Annotated in this window: 23 protein-coding genes; 12 read left to right on the top strand and 11 right to left on the bottom strand. The window is 60.3% G+C overall.

What is annotated here, in order from left to right:
• Positions 1–24: 24 nt before the first annotated feature.
• On the bottom strand, positions 25–906 hold the full coding sequence (locus ACFSDX_RS21385; RefSeq protein WP_382317292.1) for a hypothetical protein: 882 nt from the start codon (positions 904–906) through the stop codon (positions 25–27).
• 200 nt (positions 907–1,106) lie between these two features.
• Between ACFSDX_RS21385 and ACFSDX_RS21380 the strand changes: the two genes are divergently transcribed.
• Entirely contained in the window at positions 1,107–2,540 is a 1,434-nt protein-coding gene (locus tag ACFSDX_RS21380) for a M48 family metalloprotease (RefSeq protein WP_382317290.1), read from the top strand.
• 168 nt (positions 2,541–2,708) lie between these two features.
• Here the strand turns inward: ACFSDX_RS21380 and ychF are convergent, their stop codons facing one another.
• Both ychF and ACFSDX_RS21370 read right to left on the bottom strand, forming a co-directional pair.
• Positions 2,709–3,809, bottom strand: a complete 1,101-nt coding sequence (ychF, locus tag ACFSDX_RS21375) for a redox-regulated ATPase YchF (RefSeq protein WP_382317288.1) — start codon at positions 3,807–3,809, stop codon at positions 2,709–2,711.
• Between the two features lie 190 nt (positions 3,810–3,999).
• Positions 4,000–4,386 (bottom strand): DUF3276 family protein, encoded by a 387-nt coding sequence (locus ACFSDX_RS21370; RefSeq protein WP_382317286.1) that lies wholly within the window; start codon positions 4,384–4,386, stop codon positions 4,000–4,002.
• A gap of 233 nt (positions 4,387–4,619) precedes the next feature.
• On the opposite strand from ACFSDX_RS21370, the gene ACFSDX_RS21365 reads away from it, so the two are divergent.
• From ACFSDX_RS21365 to ACFSDX_RS21355, 3 genes are all read left to right on the top strand, one after another.
• Positions 4,620–5,558, top strand: coding sequence for a DUF58 domain-containing protein (locus ACFSDX_RS21365; RefSeq protein WP_382317285.1), 939 nt, complete (start codon positions 4,620–4,622; stop codon positions 5,556–5,558).
• Positions 5,559–5,563: 5 nt separating this feature from the next.
• On the top strand, positions 5,564–5,806 hold the full coding sequence (locus ACFSDX_RS21360) for a hypothetical protein (RefSeq protein ID WP_382317284.1): 243 nt from the start codon (positions 5,564–5,566) through the stop codon (positions 5,804–5,806).
• 135 nt (positions 5,807–5,941) lie between these two features.
• The gene (locus ACFSDX_RS21355; RefSeq protein WP_382317282.1) at positions 5,942–6,400 is read left to right on the top strand and encodes a hypothetical protein; all 459 of its coding nucleotides are present in this window, start codon (positions 5,942–5,944) and stop codon (positions 6,398–6,400) included.
• A 292-nt stretch (positions 6,401–6,692) separates the two neighbouring features.
• On the opposite strand, the gene ACFSDX_RS21350 is transcribed toward ACFSDX_RS21355, so the two are convergent.
• Both ACFSDX_RS21350 and ACFSDX_RS21345 read right to left on the bottom strand, forming a co-directional pair.
• Entirely contained in the window at positions 6,693–7,454 is a 762-nt protein-coding gene (locus tag ACFSDX_RS21350; RefSeq protein ID WP_382317280.1) for an SDR family oxidoreductase, read from the bottom strand.
• Positions 7,455–7,507: 53 nt separating this feature from the next.
• Positions 7,508–7,960, bottom strand: coding sequence for a helix-turn-helix domain-containing protein (locus tag ACFSDX_RS21345; protein ID WP_382317279.1), 453 nt, complete (start codon positions 7,958–7,960; stop codon positions 7,508–7,510).
• A 120-nt stretch (positions 7,961–8,080) separates the two neighbouring features.
• Between ACFSDX_RS21345 and ACFSDX_RS21340 the strand changes: the two genes are divergently transcribed.
• The 4 genes from ACFSDX_RS21340 to ACFSDX_RS21325 all read left to right on the top strand — a co-directional run bounded on the left by ACFSDX_RS21340 (position 8,081) and on the right by ACFSDX_RS21325 (position 11,576).
• The gene (locus ACFSDX_RS21340) at positions 8,081–8,644 is read left to right on the top strand and encodes a DUF1572 family protein (RefSeq protein WP_382317277.1); all 564 of its coding nucleotides are present in this window, start codon (positions 8,081–8,083) and stop codon (positions 8,642–8,644) included.
• Positions 8,645–8,694: 50 nt separating this feature from the next.
• On the top strand, positions 8,695–9,597 hold the full coding sequence (locus ACFSDX_RS21335) for a helix-turn-helix domain-containing protein (RefSeq protein ID WP_382317275.1): 903 nt from the start codon (positions 8,695–8,697) through the stop codon (positions 9,595–9,597).
• 81 nt (positions 9,598–9,678) lie between these two features.
• The gene (locus ACFSDX_RS21330) at positions 9,679–10,518 is read left to right on the top strand and encodes an SDR family NAD(P)-dependent oxidoreductase (RefSeq protein ID WP_382317273.1); all 840 of its coding nucleotides are present in this window, start codon (positions 9,679–9,681) and stop codon (positions 10,516–10,518) included.
• 206 nt (positions 10,519–10,724) lie between these two features.
• Entirely contained in the window at positions 10,725–11,576 is an 852-nt protein-coding gene (locus ACFSDX_RS21325; protein WP_382317271.1) for an SDR family NAD(P)-dependent oxidoreductase, read from the top strand.
• A gap of 218 nt (positions 11,577–11,794) precedes the next feature.
• Here ACFSDX_RS21325 and ACFSDX_RS21320 read toward each other — a convergent pair whose 3' ends face one another.
• The 6 genes from ACFSDX_RS21320 to ACFSDX_RS21295 all read right to left on the bottom strand — a co-directional run bounded on the left by ACFSDX_RS21320 (position 11,795) and on the right by ACFSDX_RS21295 (position 20,139).
• Positions 11,795–12,766 carry a deoxyhypusine synthase family protein gene (locus ACFSDX_RS21320; RefSeq protein WP_382317269.1) on the bottom strand — a complete coding sequence of 324 codons (972 nt, stop codon included), beginning with the start codon at positions 12,764–12,766 and terminating at the stop codon, positions 11,795–11,797.
• Positions 12,767–12,909: 143 nt separating this feature from the next.
• Positions 12,910–13,452: an ATP-dependent protease subunit HslV gene (gene hslV / locus ACFSDX_RS21315; protein ID WP_382317267.1), complete on the bottom strand. Its 543-nt coding sequence runs from the start codon at positions 13,450–13,452 to the stop codon at positions 12,910–12,912.
• A gap of 138 nt (positions 13,453–13,590) precedes the next feature.
• The gene (locus tag ACFSDX_RS21310) at positions 13,591–14,664 is read right to left on the bottom strand and encodes an acyltransferase family protein (protein WP_382317265.1); all 1,074 of its coding nucleotides are present in this window, start codon (positions 14,662–14,664) and stop codon (positions 13,591–13,593) included.
• A gap of 304 nt (positions 14,665–14,968) precedes the next feature.
• A complete protein-coding gene (locus ACFSDX_RS21305; protein WP_382317263.1) occupies positions 14,969–17,551 on the bottom strand; it encodes a TonB-dependent receptor in 2,583 nt (860 codons plus the stop codon).
• Positions 17,552–17,710: 159 nt separating this feature from the next.
• Complete coding sequence (locus tag ACFSDX_RS21300; RefSeq protein WP_382317261.1) at positions 17,711–19,429, bottom strand: pyruvate dehydrogenase complex dihydrolipoamide acetyltransferase; 1,719 nt, start codon at positions 19,427–19,429, stop codon at positions 17,711–17,713.
• Between the two features lie 92 nt (positions 19,430–19,521).
• Positions 19,522–20,139, bottom strand: coding sequence for a histidine phosphatase family protein (locus ACFSDX_RS21295; protein WP_382317259.1), 618 nt, complete (start codon positions 20,137–20,139; stop codon positions 19,522–19,524).
• Positions 20,140–20,289: 150 nt separating this feature from the next.
• Here ACFSDX_RS21295 and ACFSDX_RS21290 point away from each other — a divergent pair, with 150 nt between their 5' ends.
• From ACFSDX_RS21290 to menB, 4 genes are all read left to right on the top strand, one after another.
• On the top strand, positions 20,290–20,724 hold the full coding sequence (locus tag ACFSDX_RS21290) for a hotdog fold thioesterase (protein ID WP_382317257.1): 435 nt from the start codon (positions 20,290–20,292) through the stop codon (positions 20,722–20,724).
• Positions 20,724–21,956 carry a chorismate-binding protein gene (locus ACFSDX_RS21285; RefSeq protein WP_382317255.1) on the top strand — a complete coding sequence of 411 codons (1,233 nt, stop codon included), beginning with the start codon at positions 20,724–20,726 and terminating at the stop codon, positions 21,954–21,956. Before ACFSDX_RS21290 ends, ACFSDX_RS21285 begins: the two co-directional genes overlap by 1 nt.
• A 75-nt stretch (positions 21,957–22,031) precedes the next feature.
• On the top strand, positions 22,032–23,783 hold the full coding sequence (gene menD, locus ACFSDX_RS21280; RefSeq protein WP_382317253.1) for a 2-succinyl-5-enolpyruvyl-6-hydroxy-3-cyclohexene-1-carboxylic-acid synthase: 1,752 nt from the start codon (positions 22,032–22,034) through the stop codon (positions 23,781–23,783).
• 122 nt (positions 23,784–23,905) lie between these two features.
• Positions 23,906–24,730, top strand: a complete 825-nt coding sequence (menB, locus tag ACFSDX_RS21275) for a 1,4-dihydroxy-2-naphthoyl-CoA synthase (protein WP_382317251.1) — start codon at positions 23,906–23,908, stop codon at positions 24,728–24,730.
• Positions 24,731–24,972 lie beyond the last annotated feature (242 nt).

The following is a 24,972-nucleotide window of genomic DNA, read 5'->3' as shown; positions in this document are numbered from 1 at the left end:
CTCTTTCTTTGCCACCTAGGTAGACTACTGCCCCGCCAGCTGCGCGCTGGTGCGCAGGCTGAGCGGCGAAAAGGAGTACTGCGAGCCGCCGCCGCCGCGCATGCCACCCCCGCGCATACCGCCCATACCGCCGCCATAGCCGCCGCCCATGCCTCCGCCATTCATGGCGCTGTAGGGGTCGGAAGAGCTATCGGACTTGGGCATTTTGGGCTTCATACCCGATAGCGTGACGCCCACCGTAGCGGCCTGGCCGGTGGCCAGGGCCGGCACCCGGCGGTAGAGCATGCGCATGGGCACGGCCAGCTCGTAGATGAGGTTGCCTTGGGCGTCGAGGTCGATGGCGACCTTCACGCCGAGCTGCGACTGCGTATCGGTGAGCACGGGCTCTTTACTGCCCCGGAAATTGAGCAGCTCCATCTCCTTGGCGCCCAGCAGCACCTGGCGCAGGCGGGCCTGGTGCTCGGCCAGGCGCTCGGCGGCCGAGGGGCCCATGGCCCCGGCGGGGCGGTTGTTATCGCCCTTGGGCAGCGACTCTAGGTCGATGGCCAGCGGAAACCGGATGCCGAGCTGCTGCTGGTTGCGGCCCGTGGTATCGAGCCAGATAACCATGCCTAGGTACACAAACTTGGCCTGCGTGCTGGCATCGTTGGCCTTGAGGCGGATGTACATGGTGCGCGTGTCGTTGAGCACCTCGTATTGCAGCTTGCTGTTGCTGTCGTACTGGAGCGAGTCGGTCCACTCGGTGGCTTTGCCGTCGATGGTGGGCGGCGTGGCCACGAAGCGGCTTTTTATTTTGCCGGGTGGCACTTTGGGGCCGCCCGTGGGGGCCGCCGTGGGCTGGTGGGTGCCCATGCTGAGCAGGGCAAAGGCCGGCAGCAGCGCCAGCCAGGAGAATATGAAGCGCATAGAGTAGTGATTTCGAGCCGCGGTAGATTACAAAACTACGCCACCCTGGCAAGTCGGCGGTGAAGTAGCCTCGGCGCCCTCCCAACGCTGGGTTGGCCGCATTCTTGCCTAGGTGCCCGGTAGCTTGCGGCCCGCAGAGTAACCTTAGCGGTTGTTTTGCGTGTTTGCAGCTTCACCTAACCTCCACCTTATTCCTGCCCATGCCTTTTCCTTTTCTCCGCGCCGGGGCCATTGCGCTGCTCTTCCTACCCCTCGCTGGCCTGGCCCCGCGCCCGGCAGCCCACCCCGATGCCATTAGTAGCCCGCTGCAGGGTGCCAAGCCCGACCCGCAGGTGATTGCGCAGTTTGGGCTGTTCGAAAACCCCAAATTGCAGCAGTACATCGCGACCCAGGGCAAGAAGATGACGGCCATTTCGGACCGCCCCGGCGATTATGGCTTCACCATCGTCGATTCGCCCATTATCAACGCCTTCGCCACGCCCGACGGGCACGTGTATTTCACGCGCGGCATTATGGCGTATTTCAACAACGAGGCACAGTTTACGGGCGTGCTCGGGCACGAGCTGGGGCACATCACGGCCCGCCACGGGCAGAAGCAGCAAACCAAATCGACTATTGCCAGCCTAGGGCTGCTACTGGGCTCGGTGGTAGCGCCTAGCGTTATGCAGTCCATTGGGGGGCTTGCTCAGCAGGGAGCGAGTATTTTTCTGCTCAAGTACAGCCGCGCCGCCGAGAATGAGGCCGATGGCCTAGGGGTAAAATATTCTACTAAGGTTGGCTACGATGCGGCCCAGATGGCCGACTTCTTCCTGACCCTGGAGCGCACCGAAAAAGCCAGCGGCGGCGGCAGCACGCCGGGCTTTCTCTCCTCGCACCCCAACTCGGCCGACCGCTACCAGCGCGTGAAAGGCCTGGCCGCCCAGGCCAAGCAAGGCCTCGGCAACCGCACCCTCACCGTGAACCGCGACAGCTACCTGCGCTCCATCGACGGCCTGCCCTATGGCGAAGACCCGCGCCAGGGCTTCGTGGAGAGCGGCGTGTTTTACCTACCCGAGCAGAAACTGCGCCTGCCCGTGCCCAGCGGCTGGAAGACCCAGAATTCGACCGACCAGTTTCAAATGGCTGAGCCCAACGGCAAGGCGGCGCTCATCCTCACCTCGGCCGGCACGGGCACGCTCGATGCCGCCGCCCAGGCCTTGGTCAAGCAAGTGGGCCTGAGCAACCCTAGCTCGCAGCAAACGACCATCAACAGCTTTCCGGCCCTGGTGGTAGAAGGCGACCAGGCCGCCCAGGACCAGCAGAGTGCCCCGAACCACGTGCGCGCCTACCTCGTGCAAGACGGCAAGAGCGTGTACGCCCTCATCGGCCTGGCGCCCACTGCTTCGTTTGCTACCTACGCCCCACAGTTTGCCAACGTGGCCCAGGGCTTCCAGCGCCTCACTGAGACAAGCAAGCTCAGCCGCCAGCCCGAGCGCATCCGCATCAAAACCGCTACCGCCGCCACTACGCTCGCCTCGACCCTAGCCGCCAGCGGCGTAGCCAGCAGCCGCTACGAGGAGGTAGCCATTCTCAACGGCATGCAAACCAACGACCGCTTGAGCAAAGGGATGCTCTACAAAGTGGTCGCCAAATAAATCGCAGATTTAACGGATTGCGCAGATACGCCTGCTAAAGCAGGCTGACGATGCAAACGCAGGAGTGGCTTCGCCAACTCTTTTTACGAGCTAGCCGAAGGCTGCTCTGCGTTTGCATCGTCAGCCTGCTTTAGCAGGCGTATCTGCGCAATCCGTTAAATCTGCGATTTAGACGTTAAAGCGGAAGTGCATGATGTCGCCATCCTGCACCACGTATTCTTTGCCTTCTACGGCCATTTTGCCGGCTTCTTTAATTTTGACTTCGGTTTTATATTCTTGGTAGTCAGCGAGCTTGATTACCTCGGCCCGGATGAAGCCCTTCTCGAAGTCGGAGTGAATGACGCCCGCTGCCGCCGGGGCTTTGTCGCCGCGGTGCACCGTCCAGGCGCGCACTTCCTGCACACCGGCTGTGAAGTAAGTGATGAGGTTGAGTAACTCGTAGCTGGCCCGAATGAGCTTGTTGAGGCCCGACTCGGTAAGGCCGTACTCGCCCAGGAACATTTCTTTTTCCTCGGGGTCTTCCATGTCGGCAATCTGTTCCTCGATGGCGGCCGATACCAGCACCACCTGGGCGCCTTCGGCCTTCACGTGTTCGCGCAGGGCCGTCACGTGCTTGTTGCCATCGGTAGCGATGCTGGCCTCATCCACGTTGGCCACGTAGATAACGGGCTTGATGGTGAGCAGCTGCAAGTCGGCCACGGCCACCAGGTCGTCGGCAGTAGCGGGCACGGCGCGGGCGTTTTCGCCGGCTTCAAGCGCCGTTTTGAACAGCTGGAGGCTAGCTACTTCCTTTTTGGCAGCGGCATCGCCAGCTTTGGCGCTGCGCTCGCTCTTGACAAGCTTCTTATCAATACTCTCCAAATCTTTGATTTGCAGCTCGGTATCAATTACGTCCTTATCAAAGACGGGGTCTACGCCCCCGGCCACGTGCACGATGTTGGGGTCGTCGAAGCAGCGCACCACGTGGATGATGGCATCGACCTCCCGAATGTTGGCCAGGAATTTATTACCTAGGCCCTCGCCCTTGCTCGCGCCCTTCACTAGGCCCGCGATGTCCACAAACTCGATGATGGTGGGCAGCACGCGCTTGGGGTTCACGAGGGCTTCCAGGATTTGGAGGCGCTCGTCGGGCACGGTGATAACGCCCACGTTGGGCTCTATCGTGCAAAAAGGATAGTTGGCCGACTCGGCCTTGGCGTTAGATAAAGCGTTGAAAAGCGTGGATTTGCCGACATTCGGCAGGCCGACAATACCGCAGCGGAGGCCCATTTGAGTGAGTTATGAGTTGTGAGTGATGAATTGTGAGTTACCCACAATGCGGGGGCAAAGGTACGGCCGGGGCCGTGGTAGCAGGCACTGCCCCGGGCCAGCACAAAAATGCGCCGCTACCCGGCGGGGCAGCGGCGCACAGTGGCTGTTTCGTTTATGAGTAGTGTTTTGTTCGTAGTTGGTCAGTGCGTTAGTAGGTGCTGTCGCCTAGGTCGGCGGCGGGCTGGGGTGGCTGCTGGGCCTCGGGGCGGGCGGGCTGCTCGCCTTCAAAAGCGGGGCGCGGGCGGTCAAGCTCGGCTACTTCCTCAGCGGTCAGCAGTTCGTCGCGCACGTAGTCCACAGCATCGTGCAGGGCGTCAATAAACTTGTTAAAATCTTCTTTGTAGAGGAAAATTTTGTGTTTTTCGTAGCTCGCCGGCCCATCGGGGTCGCTGCCGGGGCGGCGCTTGCTTTCGGTGATGGTGAGGTAGTAATCCTGGCCGCGCGTGGCCTTCACATCGAAGAAATAAGTGCGCTTGCCCGCCTTCATGCGGTGGGAATAAATTTCTTCCTGGTCTCGGGGGTAACGGTCGTCCACAATTGAAGTGTTAAAAAGCGAAAAGCTTATTTGGAGTAATTAAATCGCAACAATGGCTTACAAATATAAAACCAAATTTGATGAGCGCTACACGCAGTGTAAAAGCCCACTGCCGGGCCGTAACCAGGAGCTTATACTGAAGGTTTCATCTTCAGGAAATAAACGGAAGCCAGCGCAGTTGGGAAAGCAATAGATTTGTAGTAGTCACTGGTAATAAATTTCTTACGCTATATATGCCTACCTCAGCGCTTGACCTAGCAGCCATCCATTCCTTTGAGAACCTCGAGCTACTGGCCCGGCAGCTGGTCGATGGCTTTATTACGGGGTTGCACCAGTCGCCCTACCACGGCTTTTCGGTTGAGTTCAGCGAGCACCGCCTATATAATCCCGGCGAGAGCACCCGGCACATCGACTGGAAGGTGTTTGCCCGCACCGACAAGCTCTTTGTGAAGCGCTACGAAGAGGAAACCAACCTGCGCGCCCACCTACTGCTCGATGTGAGCCCGAGCATGTACTACCCCGCGCCGGGCCACGATAAGCTGAAATTTGCGGTGCTGGCGGCGGCGGCCCTCACCACGCTGCTGCAGCGCCAGCGCGATGCGGTGGGCCTCGTCACCTTCGGCGAGCAGATAGAGCTGCAAACGCCCGTGCGCTCGACCACCGCCCACCGCCACACGCTGCTGCTGGCGTTGCAGCAGCTACTTGAGCGCCCCGCCCCGGCCCCCGGCACCCGCCGCCCCACCGCGGCCACCGACGTGGCCGGCGTGCTACACACCATTGCGCAGCAAATCCCGAAGCGCTCGCTCGTCATCGTGTTCAGCGACATGCTGGGGCGCGGCGCCCAAGCGCAGGAAGCCGCCCTGGCCGCCTTGCAGCACCTGCGCCACCAACACCACGAGGTACTACTTTTCCACGTTCTAGACCGCGCCACTGAGTCGGATTTTGACTTTCAGGACCGCCCCTACATTTTTGAGGATGTCGAAACGGGCGAGGAAGTGCGCCTGCAGCCCGCCCAAGTGCGCGAGCAGTACCGCGTGGCCATGCGGCAGTTTGAGGAAGACCTGGCCCTGCGCTGCGGGCAGCTGAAAATCGATTTTGTGCCCGTCGATGTGCGCGAGCCCTTCGCCAAAGTTCTCTACGCCTACCTCATTAAGCGCGGCAAAGCGCGCTAATTTTCATGTTTGCCACCTATTTTTTCGGGGCCCTGTTCCTGCTTTTCCTAGATGCCTTGCTGGCGCTGGTCACCATGTACATCGCCTACTCGCACGGCCACTCGCGCTGGAAGTGGTTTTTGCTGGGCCTGGTCCTGCCGTTCCTCTCCATCTTCATCGCCTTAGGCGTGGCCATCCGCGACGAGCGCCGGGCCGAAGCGGCGCGGGGCGGCGCACCCAAGCCAGTACCCGAGCCCGGCGAGTTTTAAGGTTTTTGACGGGTCTTCGAGTAGCTTAAAAACTGCCGGTCCTTGCGAGCATCTTGCGCATCAAGCAAGGACAGAAGGCCGTACTTTCGCGGCAGTTTTTAACCGGCTGGGTTGCCCGGCATTTTTGCTTTTTGTATGTACCAAGTATTGTTGATTCTCCACTCGTGGGGGCGCTGGTTTGTGTTGGGGGCGGGCTTGCTGGCCGTATTCCGCGCCTATGGGGGCTGGACCGGCCGCCGGCCATTTACGAAAGGTGACAACGGTATCAGCGCGGCATTTTCGGGCTTTATGTGGCTGCAAGTCATCATTGGCCTGGGCCTTTACTTTGGCCTAAGCCCGGTGGGCCTCAAGGCGATGAAGGTGGCCGGCGCCATGAAGGACCCCACCATTCGCTTCTTCGGTATGGAGCACGTGGCCGTGATGATACTGGCCGCCATCTTGGCACAAGTGGGCCGCATCGCCCTCAAAAAGGCCCCGAGCGACACGCTCAAGCACAAGAAAGCCTTCATCTACTTCGGCATTGCCTTGCTGTTGGTACTGCTTATGATTCCGTGGGGCATCTGGAACCCCGCCCGCCCCCTATTCCGCCCCTAGACCGCAGATTTAACTGATTTAACGGATTGCGCAGATACGCCCGCCTGCGGCGGGCTGACTATGCTAGCGCAAGGGTGGCTTCGCCAGCTTTGCAACGGTATTCATTGGTGTATTTGCAGACAGATAGGTAAAAAGAAAAGGCCACTTCCCAGTGGCCTTTTCTTTTTACCCACGAGCACGCTAAAGAACAAGGCTATAAAGTGTCGAAGCTGCTCCCACGCATCACACGGATAGTCAGCCCGCCGCAGGCGGGCGTATCTGCGCAATCCGTTAAATCAATTAAATCTGCGGTCTAGATGGATTGTCCGCCGGAGGCTTCTAGGCGTTGGGCGGTTACCCAGCGGGCTTCGTCGGTGCAGAGGAAGGCCACTACCGGGCCAATGTCGTCGGCCAGGCCCACGCGACCTAGGGCCGTAAGCGCCACAATGTGGTCTTGAATTTCCTGATTGTCGCGCACGCGGCCACCGCCAAAGTCGGTGGCGATGGCGCCGGGCGCTACAATGTTGACGGCGATGCCACGGGCACCCAGCTCCTTGGCTTGGTACTTGGTGAGCGTCTCCATAGCCGCTTTCATGCTGGCGTAGGTCGAAGAGCCGGGGTAAATAATGCGCGTCAGGCCCGACGAGATATTGATGATGCGGCCACCATCATTGAGCAGCGGCAGCGCCTGCTGCGTCAGGAAAAACGGGCCTTTGAAATGGATGTTCAGCGCCTGGTCAAACTGCTCCTCCGTTGTTTCGGCAAACGGCGCGTACAGCCCAGTGCCGGCGTTATTGATGAGAAAGTCGAACCGGTCGGCGGCGAAAGTATTGCGCAGCGCCGCCCGTACCTGCTCAAAAAAAGCGCCGAAGGTGCTGACGCGGGAAGCATCGAGCTGCAAGGCCACCGCCTGCCGACCTAGGGCCGCAATCTCGGCCACTACGCCGGTGGCCTCCGCCTGCTGCGTGTGGTAGGTCAGGATAACGTCGATACCCTTTTGGGCGAGGTTCAGGGCCATGCTTTTGCCCAGGCCACGGCTGCCGCCGGTGACAAGCGCGATTTTGGAAGTACTCATCGGAAGAAATTGCTTGAGTGAATTAACAAGGCAAAGGTCTCGCTCCCGGTAAGCTAGCGTATGGTGAGTAGTTCAGTCTTTTTGGTGAGTACTTCCGCCTCGGCCACCAGCTCGCGCTGCTCGGCGCGGACCTGCTCGCGGTACTGCTTAGGCGTGCAACCGCCCGCAAAGCGCTTAAAAAACTTGGTAAAATTGGCCGGGTCGTAGGTGAGCGTGGCCGCGATGGCGGCCACGGGCTGGTCGGTATCGCGCAGCAGCCCCTGCGCCACGGCCAGGATGCGCAGCTGATAATCGTGGCAGGGCGCGTGGCCCGCCACGAGCTTAATCGTGTTGCTGAGGTGCGTGGGGTGCAGGCACAGCAGCCCGGCAAAGTCGCGGATTTCGAACATCTCGGTGGCGCGGCCCGCTACTAGGTCGGCCAGGTGCCGGTCGATTTCGCGCAGGTAATCAGCGTATATCTCGTGTTGGCGGGCCATTATTTTCCTGGGAATAACTAGCGTAGACATGTGCAGGCACTAAATAGGCGGTGAAATCTTCTTTCGGCAAGTAAGAATACACCAGACGCGGGGCGGGGCGATTTACTTTTAACCAACCAAGTCATCGACAGCCGCTCATTGCCCAGCCCTATGCCCACCGACTTTCTTGCCAGCGCCCACAAACAATTTGCCTATTACCAACTGCTTGGCGAGCAGGCCATGGCGCAAATTTCCGACGACAAGCTATTCTGGCAGCCTAATGCGGCCAGCAATAGCATCGCTACCATCGTGAAGCACTTGTGGGGCAATATGTTGTCGCGCTGGACTGACTTCCTCACCACCGACGGTGAAAAGCCCTGGCGCGCCCGCGAAGCCGAGTTCGACAACGACCTCACGACCCGCGCCGAAGTGCTGGCCCACTGGCACGCTGGCTGGCAGTGCCTCTTCGCCGCCCTAGGTGCCCTCACACCCGCCGACCTGACCCGCACCATCTACATCCGCAACCAGGGCCACTCCGTGCTGGAGGCTATCAACCGGCAGCTGGCGCACTACCCTTACCACGTGGGCCAAATCGTATTCCTGGCTCGACTGGTAGCCGATGAGAACTGGCAGTCGCTGTCGATTCCGCGCGGTAATTCGGCGGTGTATAATGCCGAGAAATTTGCCAAGCCGCCGCATGAGGAGCATTTTACGGACGAGAAGCTGAAGCCCTAGATAGACATAAACGTCGTTGACAGACCGTTTGATTCTCGTAACTTTGCGGCATGGCCCCGCTCACGACCCTCGAAGAGTTTTACCGCATCAAAATAGACTACCTGCCCGACAACCTGCGCCAGGACATTGGGCATTTCAACGTGTTTCGGCTCGATGACTTTGTGGGACCTAGGGCACATACTATGCCCTACAGCCGCAAGGATTTTTATAAAATCACGCTGGTGTCGGGGCGCAGTAACTACCACTTTGCCGACAAGACGATAGAGCTGCGCGGCCACGCGCTCTTTTTTGCTAACCCGCTGGTACCCTACCACTGGGAGCCGCTCGACGAAGACCAAACGGGGATTTTCTGCATTTTTACCGAGGCTTTTTTGCAGCGGCAATTGAGTACGATGCCCCAGGAGCTGCCGATGTTCAAGCCCGGTGGGCAGCCGGTGTACATGCTGAACAATGAGCAAGTAACGGCCCTGCGCCCGCTGTTTGAGAAGATGCTAACGGAGCTACATTCCGATTACATCTACAAATACGACCTGCTGCGCACTTACACAATGGAGTTATTGCACAGCACATTAAAGCTTCAGCCCGCCACTACCCTCTACCACGACAGCACGGCGGCTACGCGCATCGCCTCGCTGTTCACGGAGCTGCTGGAGCGGCAGTTCCCGATAGAGTCGCCGGGGCAGCGGGTGCGGCTGCGCAGCGCCGAGTCGTTTGCCGGCCAATTGGCCGTGCACGTCAACCACCTCAACCGCGCGCTCAAGAACGTGACCGGCAAAACCACGACCCAGCTCATTGCCAGCCGCCTAGTGCAGGAGGCCCACGCCCTGCTCAAGCACACAGCCTGGAACGTGGCCGAAATCAGCTACTGCCTGGGTTTTGAGGAGCCGGCGCACTTCAGCAACTTTTTCCGCAAGCAAACCGGGGTGGCGCCCTCAACGGTGCGGGCTGTTTGATTTTCGCAAGCATTGGTTTGAACCGGGTAAGCCAGTCGGCGGGCGGCAGTAGTTGTTTTGCATTGTCAAAAACGCAAAACTATGAGCACTCCCAAAACCTGGTTTGTGACCGGCGCCTCGCAGGGCCTGGGCCTGACCTTAGTAAAACGCCTGCTGCGCGAAGGCCACCGAGTGGCCGCCACCTCGCGCAGCCAAGAAACTCTGGCCCAAGCGGTAGGTACCACCTCGGCCGCCTTCCTGCCGCTGCAAGTAGACCTAGGCGATGATGGCAGCGTGCAAGCCGCCATTGCCCAAACTATCAGCACCTTCGGCCGCCTCGATGTGGTGGTAAATAACGCGGGCTACGGCATCGGCGGCAGCATCGAAGAGCTGAGCGAGGCCGAAACGCGCCAGGTATTCGACGTCAATGTATTCGGCACGCTCAACGTGTGCCGGCAGGCGCTGCCGCACTTGCGCCAGCAAGGCGCGGGGCACATTATCAACATTTCGTCCATCGCGGCGCTGGCCGGCGCCACGGGTTGGGCCGTGTATTCGGCCACCAAGGCGGCTGTGAGCGCCTTCACCGAAGGGCTAGCGCAGGATGTGGCCAGCTTCGGCATTAAGGCCACGGTGGTAGAGCCGGGCGGGTTTCGCACCAATTTCCTTACCGCCGAGTCGCTGACCCTGCCGCAGCAGCCCATCGCGGCCTATGCAGACGTGCGCGCCTCGCACGCCCGCTACCTCGCCCTGAATGGTGCCCAGGGCGGCGACCCCGAAAAAGCCGCGGCCGCCATCATCCAACTCGCCGCCGAGGCTAATCCGCCCCTGCACCTGCTGCTCGGCCCCGACGCCTACCAACGCGCCACGCAAAAGCTCGATGTGCTGCGCCAAAATTTTGAAGCCTGGCAACCCCTCACCCTTTCTACCAGCTTCGAAGCGTAGCGGCTGGCCGGGTGCAGCCCAGGAGTTGGCAGGGAGATGTCGGGCGTTAGTCGAGCATTTTTTTTGGCTTGCAACTACGGTAAGCCGTGTGGTATCGCGTCTATAGTACTAGTCATCGTCCCATCTACCTCTCTCCGTTATGCTGTATCTGTTCGGCCGCCTCGCTTTGAGCGATTCTCTTTCTTACCACGAAGATTTCCAAACTGATGACTACCAAGAAAATATGGTTCGTAACCGGGGCCTCGAAGGGCCTGGGTCTCACGCTCGTACGGCAGCTGTTGGCCGCCGGCTACGCCGTAGCCGCCACCTCCCGCAATCTGGCCGAGCTAACGCAGGCTGTGTCGGCTGCGCCTGACCAGTTCCTGCCCCTGCACATGGACCTAGGCAACGAGGCCAGCGTGCAACAAGCGATTGAAGCCACCATCCGCACCCTAGGCGGGCTCGATGTAGTAGTAAACAACGCTGGCTACGGCCAGCTCGGCGGCCTCGAAGAACTAACCGACCAGGAAGCTCGCCAGAATTTTGAGGTCAATGTTTTCGGCCTGCTCAACGTGCTGCGCTACGCCACGCCGCACCTGCGGCAGCAGCAAAGCGGCCGGGTGTTCAATATCTCCTCGGTGGGCGGCTACACCGGCAATTTCCCCGGCTGGGGCGTGTACTGCGGCACCAAGTTCGCGGTGGCCGGCCTCACCGAGTCGTATGCGGCTGAAATGAAGGATTTTGGCGTGCACGCCACGGTGGTGTACCCCGGCTACTTCCGCACCGATTTTCTCACCGGCGGCTCGCTTGGCACGCCCAAGAACCCCATCGCCGCCTACCAGGCCGTGCGCGACTCGCAGGCCGTCCACGAGCAGCAAATCAACGGCAACCAGCCCGGCGACCCGGTCAAAGCAGCCGAAGTACTCATCCAGGTCAGCGAGGCCGAAAACCCGCCCGTCCACCTGTTCCTGGGTGAAGATGCCAACCAGATAGCCGCCCAGCAAATAGCCACCGTGCAGCACGATTTGCAGCAGTGGCAGGCCGTAACGAGCGCGACGAATTTTGCGGTGGAGGCGTAGTACGAGCTCTAGAGCGCAGAATCGGTAGCGGCTCTAGGATGCGAGGCAGCTAAAAATAGTCTGTCATGCTGAGCGCAGCCGAAGCATCTCTACCGCTTCGTTGAACGGTATTGCAATGAAGCAGTAGAGATGCTTCGCTACGCTCAGCATGACAGACGTAAAAAGGCCGCCGCTGAAGCTTCAGCGGCGGCCTTTTTACTACCTAGGGCTACTAACAATTATTGCCCGAGCACGATGGCAAAAATCAGCGGGGCCACGATGGTGGCGTCGCTTTCGATGATGAATTTCGGCGTTTTCTCGCCCAACTTGCCCCAGGTGATTTTCTCGTTGGGCACGGCGCCCGAGTAGCTGCCGTAGCTGGTAGTAGAGTCCGAAATCTGGCAGAAATAGCCCCAAAGCGGCACCTCGTGGCGCTGCAAGTCCTGGTGCAGCATGGGCACCACGCAGATGGGGAAGTCGCCGGCAATGCCGCCACCAATCTGGAAGAAGCCTACTTTGCTTTCGTGGGTGGCGTTGTTGGTGTACCAGTCGGCCAAATACATCATGTACTGGATGCCGGTTTTCATGGTATGCACGTTCTTAATGTCGCCCGTGATAACATGGCCGGCGTAAATGTTGCCGAGCGTCGAGTCTTCCCAACCGGGGCAGATGATGGGCAGGTTTTTCTCGGCCGCGGCCAGCATCCACGAGTCTTTGGGGTCAATCTGGTAGTACTGCTCCAACTCGCCCGACTTCAGAATTTGGTAGAAGAACTCGTGGGGGAAGTACGCCTCGCCGGCCTTATCGGCCTGCTCCCAAAACTTCAGTACCGTGTGCTCGATGCGGCGCATGGCCTCCTCTTCGGGGATGCAGGTATCGGTCACGCGGTTCATGTGGCGCTTCAGCAGCTCGTGCTCGTCGGCGGCGGTGAGGTCGCGGTAATGCGGCACGCGCTCGTAGAAGTCGTGGGCTACGAGGTTGAAGATATCTTCTTCGAGGTTAGCGCCCGTACAGCTGATAATCTGCACTTTATCCTGGCGAATGAGCTCAGCTAGTTGAATACCCATTTCGGCGGTGCTCATGGCCCCGGCCAGGGTAATCATCATTTTGCCGCCGTCGGCGAGGTGCTTGTTGTAGCCATCGGCCGCGTCGATGAGGGCAGCGGCGTTGAAGTGGCGGTAGTGGTGCTTGAGGAAATTGGTGATATGCATGGGAGTAGGTGTTTAGACCTTTAAAAGCGCTTGTCATTGCGAGCGTAACGAAGCAATCGCAGTTGAACGGAACCCGAACGGCTCGTCTTTATGCAATTGCTTCGCCGCGCTCGCAATGACAAACGGGAAGAACGAAAAAGGGATTACGCCGGCTCGGCGATAATCAAATTGTGATTGGTATAAATGCAGATGTCGGCCGCAATGTGCAGGGCGTCTTCCACCATTTGGCGGGCCGTGAGGTGCGGGGCGTGCTTCTTGAGAGCCAGCGCGGCGGCCTGCGCGTACATGGCGCCGCTGCCGATAGCAGCCACGTCCATATCGGGTTCCAGCACGTCGCCGGTGCCGCTCACGATGAGTAATTCGTCCTTATCACAGACCACCATCATGGCTTCGAGCTTGCGCAGGTACTGGTCTTTGCGCCAGTCTTTGGCCAGCTCGATGGCGGCGCGCTTGAGGTTGTTGCCGTAGGCGGCGAGCTTCTCCTCGAAGCGGTCGAGCAGCATAAAGGCATCGGCGGTGGAGCCGGCAAAGCCGGTCACGACCTTGCCGTCGTTGAGCTGGCGCACTTTGCGCACGTTGTTTTTGGCCACGGTCTTATCCATCGTAGCCTGGCCATCGGCCCCTAGGGCAATCTGGCCATTATGGCGCACGCCAAGCACGGTTGTGGAGCGAATTTTTGGAAGCATGGGGCAAAAATACATCTCTTTCGGTGGGCAAGCCGTGCGCCGGCGATTTGCTAAATCAATAAAAAAAACGGTCCGGTTGTGAAACCGAACCGTTTTTCAGGCACTAGGGCCACGCTGTGCGCGCCCAGCGGCTTAAGCCTAGGAAAGCACCTTCTCAAGCTGCGGGACAGGGCTAGCCAGCGGAACTCGCCGCGGTTTCAGGCGGCCCATACCCCATTTGAAAAACCGTATCCACAGGCCACGCTGCCGCTCCAGCAACAGGCCTATCACACCGGCAACCAGTGTGATACCAATGATAGCCAGCCACATTTGCCCCATGTCATTCATGCGCCAGCCAAACACCGCTCGCCACAGTATCAGCAGAGGATAGTGCAGAATGTAGAGCGGAAAGGATAAATCGGCCACGGCCCGGAAGGCGCTTACCCATCCGCGCTCGGCGCTGGTACTGGCGCTTGCCGCGGGCAAAAACCACACTGCCAGGGCAAACAGCACCCCAATAACCCAGTCGCTCACAAACTGATTAGCATAGAAGAATGGTTTGTAGCCCACCACATAGGGAAAGCCTGGCAGGTTGGTGACAACGAGCCCGGCAACGAGCGTAAACCCAAAAACAAGCACCCAGGCGGTACCCACCGCCACCCGCGGCGTGGGCAGCCGATAGGCCGCAAAGCCCAAGAGCCAGATGGGCAGCAGCAGCAGAATTTTTGGCCCCGCAATAAGGCACGCAATGAGCGGAAGCAACAGTGATTTTACCTGAGCCCCACGGTAAAACCAAAGCCCAAAGATGGTGTAGTACCAGAATTCGTAGCTCAGCGACCACAACGGGTTGTTGATAGGCGGCGAGGCGGAAAACAGCCCAATCTCGTTGCAAAAGGCGAGGCACAGGGCGTAGCGGGGCACCGGATTGCCGCGGGTGTACTCAGCGGCCAGCTCGGGGGTGAGCTGGTGCACCAGCACCTCTATTATCGCCGTAATGAACAGCGCGGGCACCACCATGGAGTACAGGCGGCTTAGCCGGGCCACGGCATACTGCCGGGGGCCGCGGTTGTTGCTGGTAGTGGTGTAGGCAATGAGGTAGCCCGAAAGCACGAAGAATACGATTACCGCGGCATGCGATAAGTCGTTGAACAGCGCAACCAGCCTGGGGTAGGCATCGAGCCACTGGTAGAGGGCGTGGTAAACCAGCACCGTAAGGGCTGCCAACATGCGCATACTATCAAGAAAAATACTGGCACCACCGCCAACCGTCCGGGCCCTAAGTTTACTCATGAGGCGAAAATCTTTAAAAGATTATATATTATTTAAAAAAGTTAATCTGTGCTCAAGAATACACAACAGTAGTTAGTAAAGATTCCATTCTCATTATTAATATTTTAACACAAGCTGATAATTACCCAATGGATAAGCTTTATTATTTTTTTACTGCGCTGCTTTAAATTCACCTAGGGCTAAAAGCAAAGGGGATAGCTGCTTGCGCGGCTATCCCCTTTGCTTACTAAACGCTGAGCAGTGCTGCTTAGAATTTTACTTGCAGCTTGGCAAACAGCATCCGGCCATTCGAGCCCATTTGCACGGGGTCCCAGGCGCCGCCGGTTTCGGTTACCAGGGGGTTGAAGAAGCTGGGGTACACGTTGAAGAGGTTGGAGCTGCCCAGTGACAGGCGCAGCTGGTTGGTGAGGGCGTAGCTCAGGGCCACGTCGGTGGTGAGGCGCTGGCCGTAGTTTTCGGGGTTGCCGTCGTAATCAATCAGCTTGATACCGCCGAACTGCACGAAGCGCACCAGCGCGCCGAAGCGCCCTAGGTTGTAGTCGAAGGTCAAGTTGATTTTGAAGGGCGGCGCCGAGGCTTTCACAAACGCCTGCTCGCGCTTGCCGAAGAAGGTTTCCTCCTTACCCGCCAGGCCCGGCGTGGTTTTCACGCTGGTTACCAGCAGGCGGTTGAGGTTGGCGGCCAGCGTGGTGCTGAGGCGGCCGTTGCCCACGCCTATTGTATTGGCCAGCACGGCGTCGAGGCCCCAGGTGGTGGTGGAGGCGGCATTGGCGAAGAACTGCGCCTGCCCGACCCCTAGGTTGGTCAGCGTTGTCCCAATGATATTATCGTCGTCGCCGAACGTGCCGGTGAGCACGATGCGGTCCTTGATGTGCATGTAATAGCCATCCACGGTGAAGGTCAGAATCGACCCGGCCCGGCCCGTAAAGCCCACGCTCGCCGACTGCGAGCGCTCTTGCGTGAGGGCCGGAATACCCACGGCCCGCGACACCGCCCCGTCGTTGCGGTCGAGCAGAATATCGACCGGCACCCCGCCTACTACGTTGGTAAACACGGTGTTGAAATTAATCTGCGCCAGCGAAGGCGCCCGAAAACCAGTGCTGAGCGTACCGCGCAGCGAAAAATCATCGCCCAGCTTGAGGCGCGTGGCCACTTTACCGGTAACGTTGTTGCCAAAGTCGCTGTAGTTTTCGTAGCGCACCGCGCCTTCCAGCAGCAAGGCTTTGGTAATGTTGAGCTCAGCATCGGCGTACACGCCCACGTTGTTGCGGCGGGCATTTACTTCGTTGCGGGGCTGGAAGCCGGGAAAGCCCTGCGCCCCGGCCGCCACCCCGGTGCCGGGCGCGTAGTTGCGGTACGAGCCCTCCTCACCCGCAAAAAGCGAGTACCACTCGGTGCGAAACTCGCTGCCAAACGCCAGGTTCAGGCCCTGGGCCACGGCCTTGAAATTGCGGCTCACGCTGAAGTTCACCACATCTTGCTGCAGCTGGAAGCCGCCCGCGTCGAAGCTTCTGGGCGAAGCGGCCCCTAGGCTAGCATTCAGCGAGTTGCGCACGCCGTACTGAAAACGGTTCGAGCCGAAGCTATTGCTCAGGTCCACGTCCCAACCCCCAAAATTGCCGCGTAGCCCCGCTACCCCCTGGGCATCGAAAATGTTGCTGCTGATGATGGGGTCGAAGCCGTTGGGGTAGAGCGTGGCGTTGCTGCGCGGGTTCGGGATGGTATTGCCGTTGTCGTCCGTAATGGTTGGAAAGCGCGTGTAGGCGTAGGCATCGCCCCGGCGCACGTTGAAACCGCCGAACGCGTAGGCGTACATATTCTCGTTCAGCGGCAGCTTGCTGTTGAGGTAAGCCGACGTGTTGTAGGCCTTGGGGTCGCCGTACTCGCGGCGCTGAATACCGTCGGGGGCCGGCACGTTGGCGCGCTGGGTATGCTCGCGCTGGTTGAAGTCGGCCGTCAGGTTTATGTAGCCGCCCTCCCCCACGCCGATGCCGTAGTTGAGGTTGGCATTGAGGTTACCACCGTCGAAGGTCTTGTCATCGAAGCGATACTTGGCGGTGTACGCGGCGTAGTTGACGTTGGCGGTCAGCTCCTTGGTGCTGGTTTTGAGCACGATGTTAATAACGCCCGCAATGGCATCGGAGCCGTACTGCGCCGACGCGCCATCGCGCAGAATCTCGATGCGCTCGATGCTGGCCGCCGGAATCGTGTTCAGGTCGGTGCCCGTGTTGCCGCGGCCGCGCGTACCGAAAAGGTTGACGAGCGACGACTGGTGCCAGCGCTTGCCGTTCACGAGCACCAGCGTCTGATCGGGACCTAGGCCGCGCAGCGTGGCCGGGTCGGTGTGGTCGGCCCCGTCGGCCCCGGTCTGGCGGTTCGAGTTGAAGGAGGGCGCCACAAATTGCAGCAGCTGGTTGACGTCGAGCTGGCCGGTTTTGGCCGTTACCTGCTGCACGTCGATAATATCGACCGGCGAGGGCGAGTCCGTAACCGTGCGGTTGAGGCTGCGCGAGCCCACCACCTGCACGCCTTCGAGGGTCGTGCTGTTCTCGGCCAGCCGCACCGCAATGGGGCCGCCCGCGGGGCTCACTTCCTGGGTAGCGTAGCCTAGGGCCGTTACTTGCAGCCGGGGCTGGGCAGTGCGCGCCCGCAGCACAAAGCGGCCGCTGGCATCGGTGCCCGTACCGTTGTTGGTTCCTTTCTCGACTACCGTGGCCCCAATAACGGGCTTACCAGCCGCGTCCAGCACCTGGCCCGACAGCGTTTGACTCTGCGCAAATGCTGCGCTACTCGCCAGCACTAATGGGAATAACAGTAGACTATGCTTCATTTATCCTGGAATTATGATGATAAACGCAAATATAGACTGTTTCCCAAACCACCTCCTACGAAGGAGTCAGATTACCCATAAAAACAAAAAATCAGCCAGTAAGGGCTGATTTTTTGTAGTCTAGCTGCTAGTTATCAGCAGTACTAATCCAACTTAGGCTCAGATGAGCATGCGCATGGGGTCTTCGAGCAGGGCTTTTACCGTTTGTAGGAAGGCCGCGCCGGTAGCACCGTCTACTACGCGGTGGTCGCAGGAGAGCGTCACCTTCATAATGTTACCGATAGCTAGCTCACCGTTTTTCACCACGGCGGTTTGCTTGATGCCGCCCACGGCCAGGATGCAGGCATCGGGCGGGTTGATGATAGCGGTGAATTCGTCGATGCCGAACATGCCTAGGTTCGAGATAGTGAAGGTGCTGCCCTCCCACTCGGCGGGCTGCAGCTTCTTGCTCTTGGCTTTGCCGGCCAGCTCTTTCACCTCGGTGGCAATTTGGGCCATGCCTTTGCCATCCGCATTGCGGATAACGGGCACCAGCAGGCCTTCGTCCACAGCTACGGCTACGCCGATGTTGATTTGCTTGTTCTGGCGAATCTTATCACCGAGCCACGACGAGTTGATGACTGGGTGCTGCTTCAGCGCGACGGCGCAGGCCTTGAGCACCATGTCGTTGAAACTTAGCTTCACCGGCGACAGCTCGTTGAGCTTCACGCGGGTTTCCATGGCCTTGTCCATCAGGATTTCCATCGTGAGATAGAAATGCGGGGCCGTGAACAGGCTTTCCGACAAACGACGGGCAATCACCTTGCGCATCGACGATACGGGCGTGTCGGTGTAGGTGCCTTCGGCCGCAGCGGGCGCGGGGGCCGGCGCAGCGGCGGGCTTAGCAGCCGCCTGGTCGGGCAGGGCAGCCTGGATGTACTCGCTAGGTGCCTGGGCAGCAGGAACCGCCGCTGCAGCCGCAGCCTGGGGCTGAGCGTTTTGCAGGTCGCGGGCCACGATGCGGCCGTTTTCGCCCGAGCCTTTTACCTGGCGCAGGTCTACGCCTTTGTCTTTGGCAATGCTTTTGGCGAGCGGCGAGGCCAGCAGTCGGCCGTTGCTGTCGGCCTGGGGAGCGGCGGCGGGCGCAGCCTCCGCAGCGGCGGGCGCAGCAGCTTCGGCGGGCACAGCGGCGGCCGGGGCCGGGGCGCTGGCGCCGCCACCCAGGAGCGCCTGAATGTCAGCACCTTCCTCCCCGATGATGGCGAGAATGCCGTCTACTTCCACGGCTTCACCTTCCTTGGGGCCGGTGTAGAGCAGGGTACCGTCTTCGTAGTTTTCGAGCTCCATCGTGGCTTTGTCGGTCTCGACTTCAGCCAGCACATCGCCTGATTTCACCTTGTCGCCCACCTTTTTGAGCCAGGCGGCAATGGTGCCTTCGGTCATGGTATCGCTCATCTTGGGCATGCGCACTACCGTGGCTTTCTTGTTATTGGCAGGCGCGGCGGGCGCTGCCGGAGCAGCAGGCGCGGGGGCCGGTGCGGCAGCAGCCGGAGCCGGGGCGGGTGCGGGAGCCGGAGCAGCGGCGGGTGCGGGCGCGGCGGCCGGAGCTGGGGCGGCGCTACCGCCACCTGCGCCGCTCAGCAGGGCCGAAATGTCTTCGCCTTCCTTGCCCACAATCGCCAACACGCCATCAACCGGCACCGAGTCTTTCTCTTTGGGACCGATGTAGAGCAGGGTGCCGTCTTCATAGTTTTCCAGCTCCATCGTGGCTTTGTCGGTCTCGACTTCGGCCAGGATGTCCCCGGATTTTACTTTGTCGCCTACTTTTTTGAGCCAGGCCGCGATGGTCCCTTCGGTCATCGTGTCGCTCATTTTGGGCATTTTTATAATTTCGGCCATCGGAATTGCGGGTTGGGATTGGGGGCCAAAATTAGCCGGGAAAAGTCGGGTAAACAATCCGGGCACCTAATGGCGGGGAGGAAGAAGAACAGCTACTCAGCCAAATGGCTTACGTCAAGGAAATTGCGAATGGTAAACCGGCTACCCGTATAATGCAATTTATACAAGCAAAGGTTCTGGTGCTCAAACTCATCCATGCAGCTCAGCGGGTAGCCCATGAGCTGGCACAGCAGCACGCGCATGGCCCGGCCGTGCATGCACACGAGCACGATTTCATCATCGGGTCGGGTTTTGAGCAGCTCGATGAAGGGGCGCTGGCGGGCGGCCACGTCGGCGGGGCTCTCACCGCCGGGCAGGTGGGCAAGGTCGTTGCCGGCCAGCCACTCATCTAGTACATACTTATACTCGGCGTCTTCCTGGGGCGTGATGCGGGTGCCCTCGCGGGTGCCCCAGCTGATTTCGTTGAGGGCGACGTGCGACTCGTGCGGCAAGCCTAGGTCGATAAATTTGTGCACCGACTGGTGCGTGCGCTTGAGCCGGGAGGTGTAGACGCGGGCAAAGGGCAAGTCCTTATAAGCCTGCCAGAAGCGCTCGGCCTGCCAGCGGCCGCGCTCGTTAAGGTCAGAATCGACGCCGCTGCCCTGCACGATGCCTTGCACGTTGAAATCGGTCTGGCCGTGGCGGAGAAGGTAAAGCTGCTGAACGGGCACGGGCGTAGGCGAGTAGTTTTGTTGTAAAGTTGCTTGTCAGTTCGCAGTTGTTGGCAGTTTTCCGTTAATTTTTATTTCTGACACTTCGCCCGCTCACCGGTTATACTGGTCCGTCTCCTCTCCCACCGCCGCCCGCCCAACACCCTTCTCATGACCCTCGACGACGTAAAAATTTGGGCTTCGCACCGCCCCACCCTGGCTGATTCGCTGGGCATTGAACTCACCGATATTACCGAGCACTACCTCGAAGGACGCATGCCCGTAGATGGCCGCACCCACCAGCCCATGGGCCTGCTGCATGGCGGCGCCTCGGTGGCCCTGGCCGAAACCCTAGGTAGCATCGGCGCGGCCACCCGCATTGATGTCACGCGTCAAGCCTGCGTGGGCCTCGAAATCAACGCCAACCATATCAAGGGCGTGCGCGATGGCTGGGTGCGTGGCCGGGCCACGGCCTTGCACGTGGGCCGCAGCACGCAGGTGTGGGAAGTCCGCATCACGCACGAAGAAACCGGCGCGCTGGTTTGCATCAGCCGCATCACGATGGCCGTGATTGACCTGCCCGCGGCCAAAGCCCAGGAGGCCTGATGCCGGTGCCCGAACCTAGGCTGCTGGCCTGGCCCCCCGCGGCCAGCGGCCTCGATGCGTGGGCGCGGCTGCGGCACCTGGCGGCAGGCGCGCTGCGCACGGGCCGGCCGCTGGCCATCTGGCGCGAGCCGGGCGCCACGACCCGCTTGCTGGTGGCCCGGTCGCTGGAAGCCACCTACACCGGCCTGCCGCCCGCGCTCGACGACCGGGCGCCGGCCGGGTTCGCCTTTTTTCCGTTTCGCGACTCGGACCACAACCCGGCCCTTTTCCTGCCAGCCGATGTGCAGTACGACGTGGCCGAGCCCGCGGCGCTGAGCATATCGTGGGCGGCGCGCGAGCTCGTGCCCAACATTGCGGCCTGGCTGGCGCTGCCGCCCTTGCCCGAACTGGCCTGGCACTACAGCACCCAGCCGGCCCCCGCGGCGGCCACCGAGGCCCAGTACACCCAGCTGGTGCGTACGGGCGTGGCCGCCATTGAGGCCAGGGCGGTGGTGAAGGTGGTGAGCTCGCGCGCCGCCCGACGCCTGCTGCCCGCGGGGTTCGACCCGCTGGCGGCCTTTCAGGAGCTGAGCCAGCGCTATGAGCGCGCCTTTGTATCGCTGGTGAGCGTGCCGGGCGTGGGCACTTGGCTAGGGGCCTCGCCCGAGGTGCTGGCTGAGGTCACGGCCGGTGGCTTGTTTCACACCATGGCCCTGGCCGGCACCCAGCCGCTGCTACCCGACGTGCGGCCGCAGGATGCCATTTGGCGGCAAAAAGAGATTGAGGAGCAGGCACTGGTATCGCGCTACATCGTGAACTGCTTCAAGCAGTTGCGCCTGCGCGAATACCAGGAAACCGGCCCGCGCACCACCGTGGCCGGGCAGCTCCTGCACCTGCGCACCGACTTCGAGGTGGATTTGAAAAACGTACCGACGCCCGCCTCGCTGGGCACCGACATGCTGCGGCTGCTGCACCCCACGTCGGCGGTGGGTGGCATGCCTAGGGTGGCCGCGCTGGAGTTTTTGCGGCAGCACGAGGGCTACGACCGGGCGTACTACAGCGGCTTCCTAGGTCCGGTAAACGTGGCGGCGCCGGGCGTAGCGCGGCTCTTCGTGAACCTGCGCTGCTTGCAGCTGCGGGCCACCGAAGCCATCCTCTACGCCGGCACGGGGCTGACCGTGGACTCGGACCCAGCACGCGAGTGGCAGGAAACAGAATACAAAATGCAGACGATAGCGGCGATTTTACATTGACCTAAAGCGTTTGTCATTGCGAGCATGTTGCGTAGGCTTTATGATACCTGATAATTGTTAACTGATAACTGTTAAATGAATCCTCTCCAGGCCGTTTTTAACATCGCCGAAATCTGCGCCCAGCACGGTATTACCGACGTTATTTTGTCGCCGGGCTCGCGCTCGGCGCCGCTCACGCTGGCGTTTGCGCGGCACCCAGCCTACCGGGGGCGGCTGCGCGTGGTGCCCGACGAGCGGGCGGCGGCGTTTATCGGCCTAGGTATCGCGCAGGCCACGCGGCGCACCGTGGTGCTGGTGTGCACCAGCGGCACGGCGGGCCTTAATTACGCCCCGGCCGTGGCAGAGGCCTTTTTTCAGCAACTGCCGCTGCTCGTGCTCACCGCCGACCGGCCGCCCGAGTGGATAGACCAGCTCGATGGCCAAACCATTCGGCAGCGCGACTTGTACGGCGCGCACGCCAAAGGCACCTTCGACTTTCCGGCCGACACCTCGCACGCCGACGCCAAGTGGCACGCCGAGCGGCTTATCAATGAGGCGATTAATCTCACGCAGACCTTCCCAGCCGGGCCGGTGCAGGTGAATGTGCCCCTGCGCGAGCCCTTCTACCCCAAGCCGGACGAGGAGATGGGCTACGAGCAGGCTGTTAAAATTATCCGCGACGACCACTCAAACACCATCCTGCCACCCGCCGAAATTCTGGACCTGCGGCGGCAGCTGCGCGACGCGGGCCGCGTGCTGGTAGTGGCCGGCCAGATGCCCGAAAACCCTACGCTCACTGCCGCGCTCTACGAGTTTGCGGAGGCGCGGCAGGTACCCGTGGTGGCCGACACCATTGTGAACCTAGGCGACGTGCCGGCCGTGCGGCGACACGATGTTTTTCTGGCGAGCTTGTCGAAGGAGGATAAACTTGCGCTCCGGCCCGACCTGCTCATCACCTTCGGGCAGTCGCTAATCTCAAAGGCGCTAAAGCTGTTTTTGCGCGATGCGGCGCCCGCGCAACACTGGCACTTGCAGCCGGCTGGCGAGGTGGCTGATACGTTTCGCAGCCTCACGCGCATTATTCGGGTGCAGCCGGCGGTCTTTTTTCAACAGTTGGCAAATTTCGATACGAAGGATTACAACCGGGATGTGAATTCGAATCCAATTGGAGCCACAGCATCTACCCTTACCTGGCAGCAGGCTGACGCTGCCGCCACGCAGTTCCTAGGCAGCTTTTTTGCCACCGAAAACCAGCCGTTCAACGAATTCGCCGCGATGCGGCAGGCGCTGGCGGCGCTGCCCGATGGCGCGGCGCTGCACCTTGCCAACAGCATGGCCGTGCGCTACGCCAACATCCTAGGGCTGCCGGAGGGCCGGCAAATCGACGTATTTGCCAACCGCGGCACCAGCGGCATCGATGGTTGCAATTCGACGGCGGTGGGCGCGGCGCTGGCCCAGCCCGCGCGGCCGGTGGTGCTGCTGACCGGCGACGTGGCATTTTTCTACGACCGCAACGCCTTCTGGCACAATTATCCCACGCCCAACCTGCGGGTGGTGCTTTTTAATAACCACGGCGGTGGCATCTTCCGCCTCATCGACGGGCCACGGCAGCAGCCCGAGCTAGACGAGTTTTTTGAGACGCACCAAGCGCTCACGGCCGAGAATCTTTGCCGCGATTTTCAGCTGCGCTACTTGCCGGTGTCATCGTTCGAAGAACTTGCGGCGGCGCTGCCGGTTTTCTTTGCAGCTGAAAGCGGCGCGGCGGTGCTCGAAATCTTTACCGATTCGAAAACCAACGCGGCGTTTTTTGAAGACTATCGTAAGGCGGTAAAGCAAGCTTTTTCTTAATTCAGCTTCTGCGTTTCTTCTGCGAAAACTTCTGCGTTTTCTGCGGTGAAAACAATGCGTAATTCACCGCAGAAGACGCAGAAGTTTTCGCAGAAGAAACGCAGAAGTTCAACAACTCATTTATGTCTGAACCCATCGAGTGGACCCCGATTAAGGAGTTCCAAGAAATTCTCTTCTCCCAGCACGGGGGCATTGCCAAAATCAGCATCAACCGGCCGCAGGTGCACAACGCCTTCACGCCGCTCACGGTGGATGAGATGATTCAGGCGATGGACATTTGCCGCAATCGCACCGATATCGGCGTCGTCATCCTCACCGGCGAGGGCGGGCGCGCCTTTTGCTCGGGCGGCGACCAGAGCGTGCGCGGCCACGGCGGCTACGTAGGCGAAAACGCCGTGCCCCGCCTTAACGTACTCGACTTGCAAAAGATGATTCGCAGCATCCCCAAGCCCGTGATTGCGATGGTGGCGGGCTGGGCCATCGGTGGCGGCCACGTGCTGCACGTGGTCTGCGACCTCAGCATCGCGGCCGACAACGCCCGCTTCGGCCAGACGGGGCCCAACGTGGGCTCGTTCGACGGTGGCTTTGGCGCCTCCTACCTCGCCCGCGTGGTGGGCCAGAAGAAAGCCCGCGAAATCTGGTTCCTCTGCGACCAGTACGACGCCCAGGAAGCCCTCGACATGGGCTTGGTAAACAAAGTAGTACCGCTCGATAAGCTCGAAGAGACAACCGTGAGCTGGTGCCACAAGATTCTGCAAAAGAGCCCGTTGTCGCTGCGGATGCTGAAATCCAGCTTCAACGCCGAACTCGACGGGCAGGCTGGCATTCAGGAATTGGCCGGCAACGCCACGCTGCTCTACTACCTCAGCGACGAGGCCAAGGAGGGCAAAAACGCCTTTCTGGAGAAGCGCCAGCCCGACTTCTCGAAGTTTCCGAAGTTTCCGTAGGGCTTACTAGCCTTCCAAAGCACTCCGACATCCCGAGCCAACGTCCGGTACACCTGCTAAGCTAGCGGGTGTACCGGACGTTTGTTTTGGAGGCCAGCGGGGAAGGCAATAGCGCGTAGGCTTGCGCCGTAGCGTGCTACGACCGAGCCCGCGTTTAAATATTAATTATATTTTATATATTTAATATTTAAACGCGGGCTTACTAGGTGTTGAGATGTGCGGATTGCTAGAAAAAGGCTCGC

The sequence above is a fragment of the Hymenobacter bucti genome, from assembly GCF_042681145.1.
GTDB lineage: Bacteria > Bacteroidota > Bacteroidia > Cytophagales > Hymenobacteraceae > Hymenobacter > Hymenobacter bucti.
This window is presented reverse-complemented; position numbering and strand designations above follow the sequence as displayed.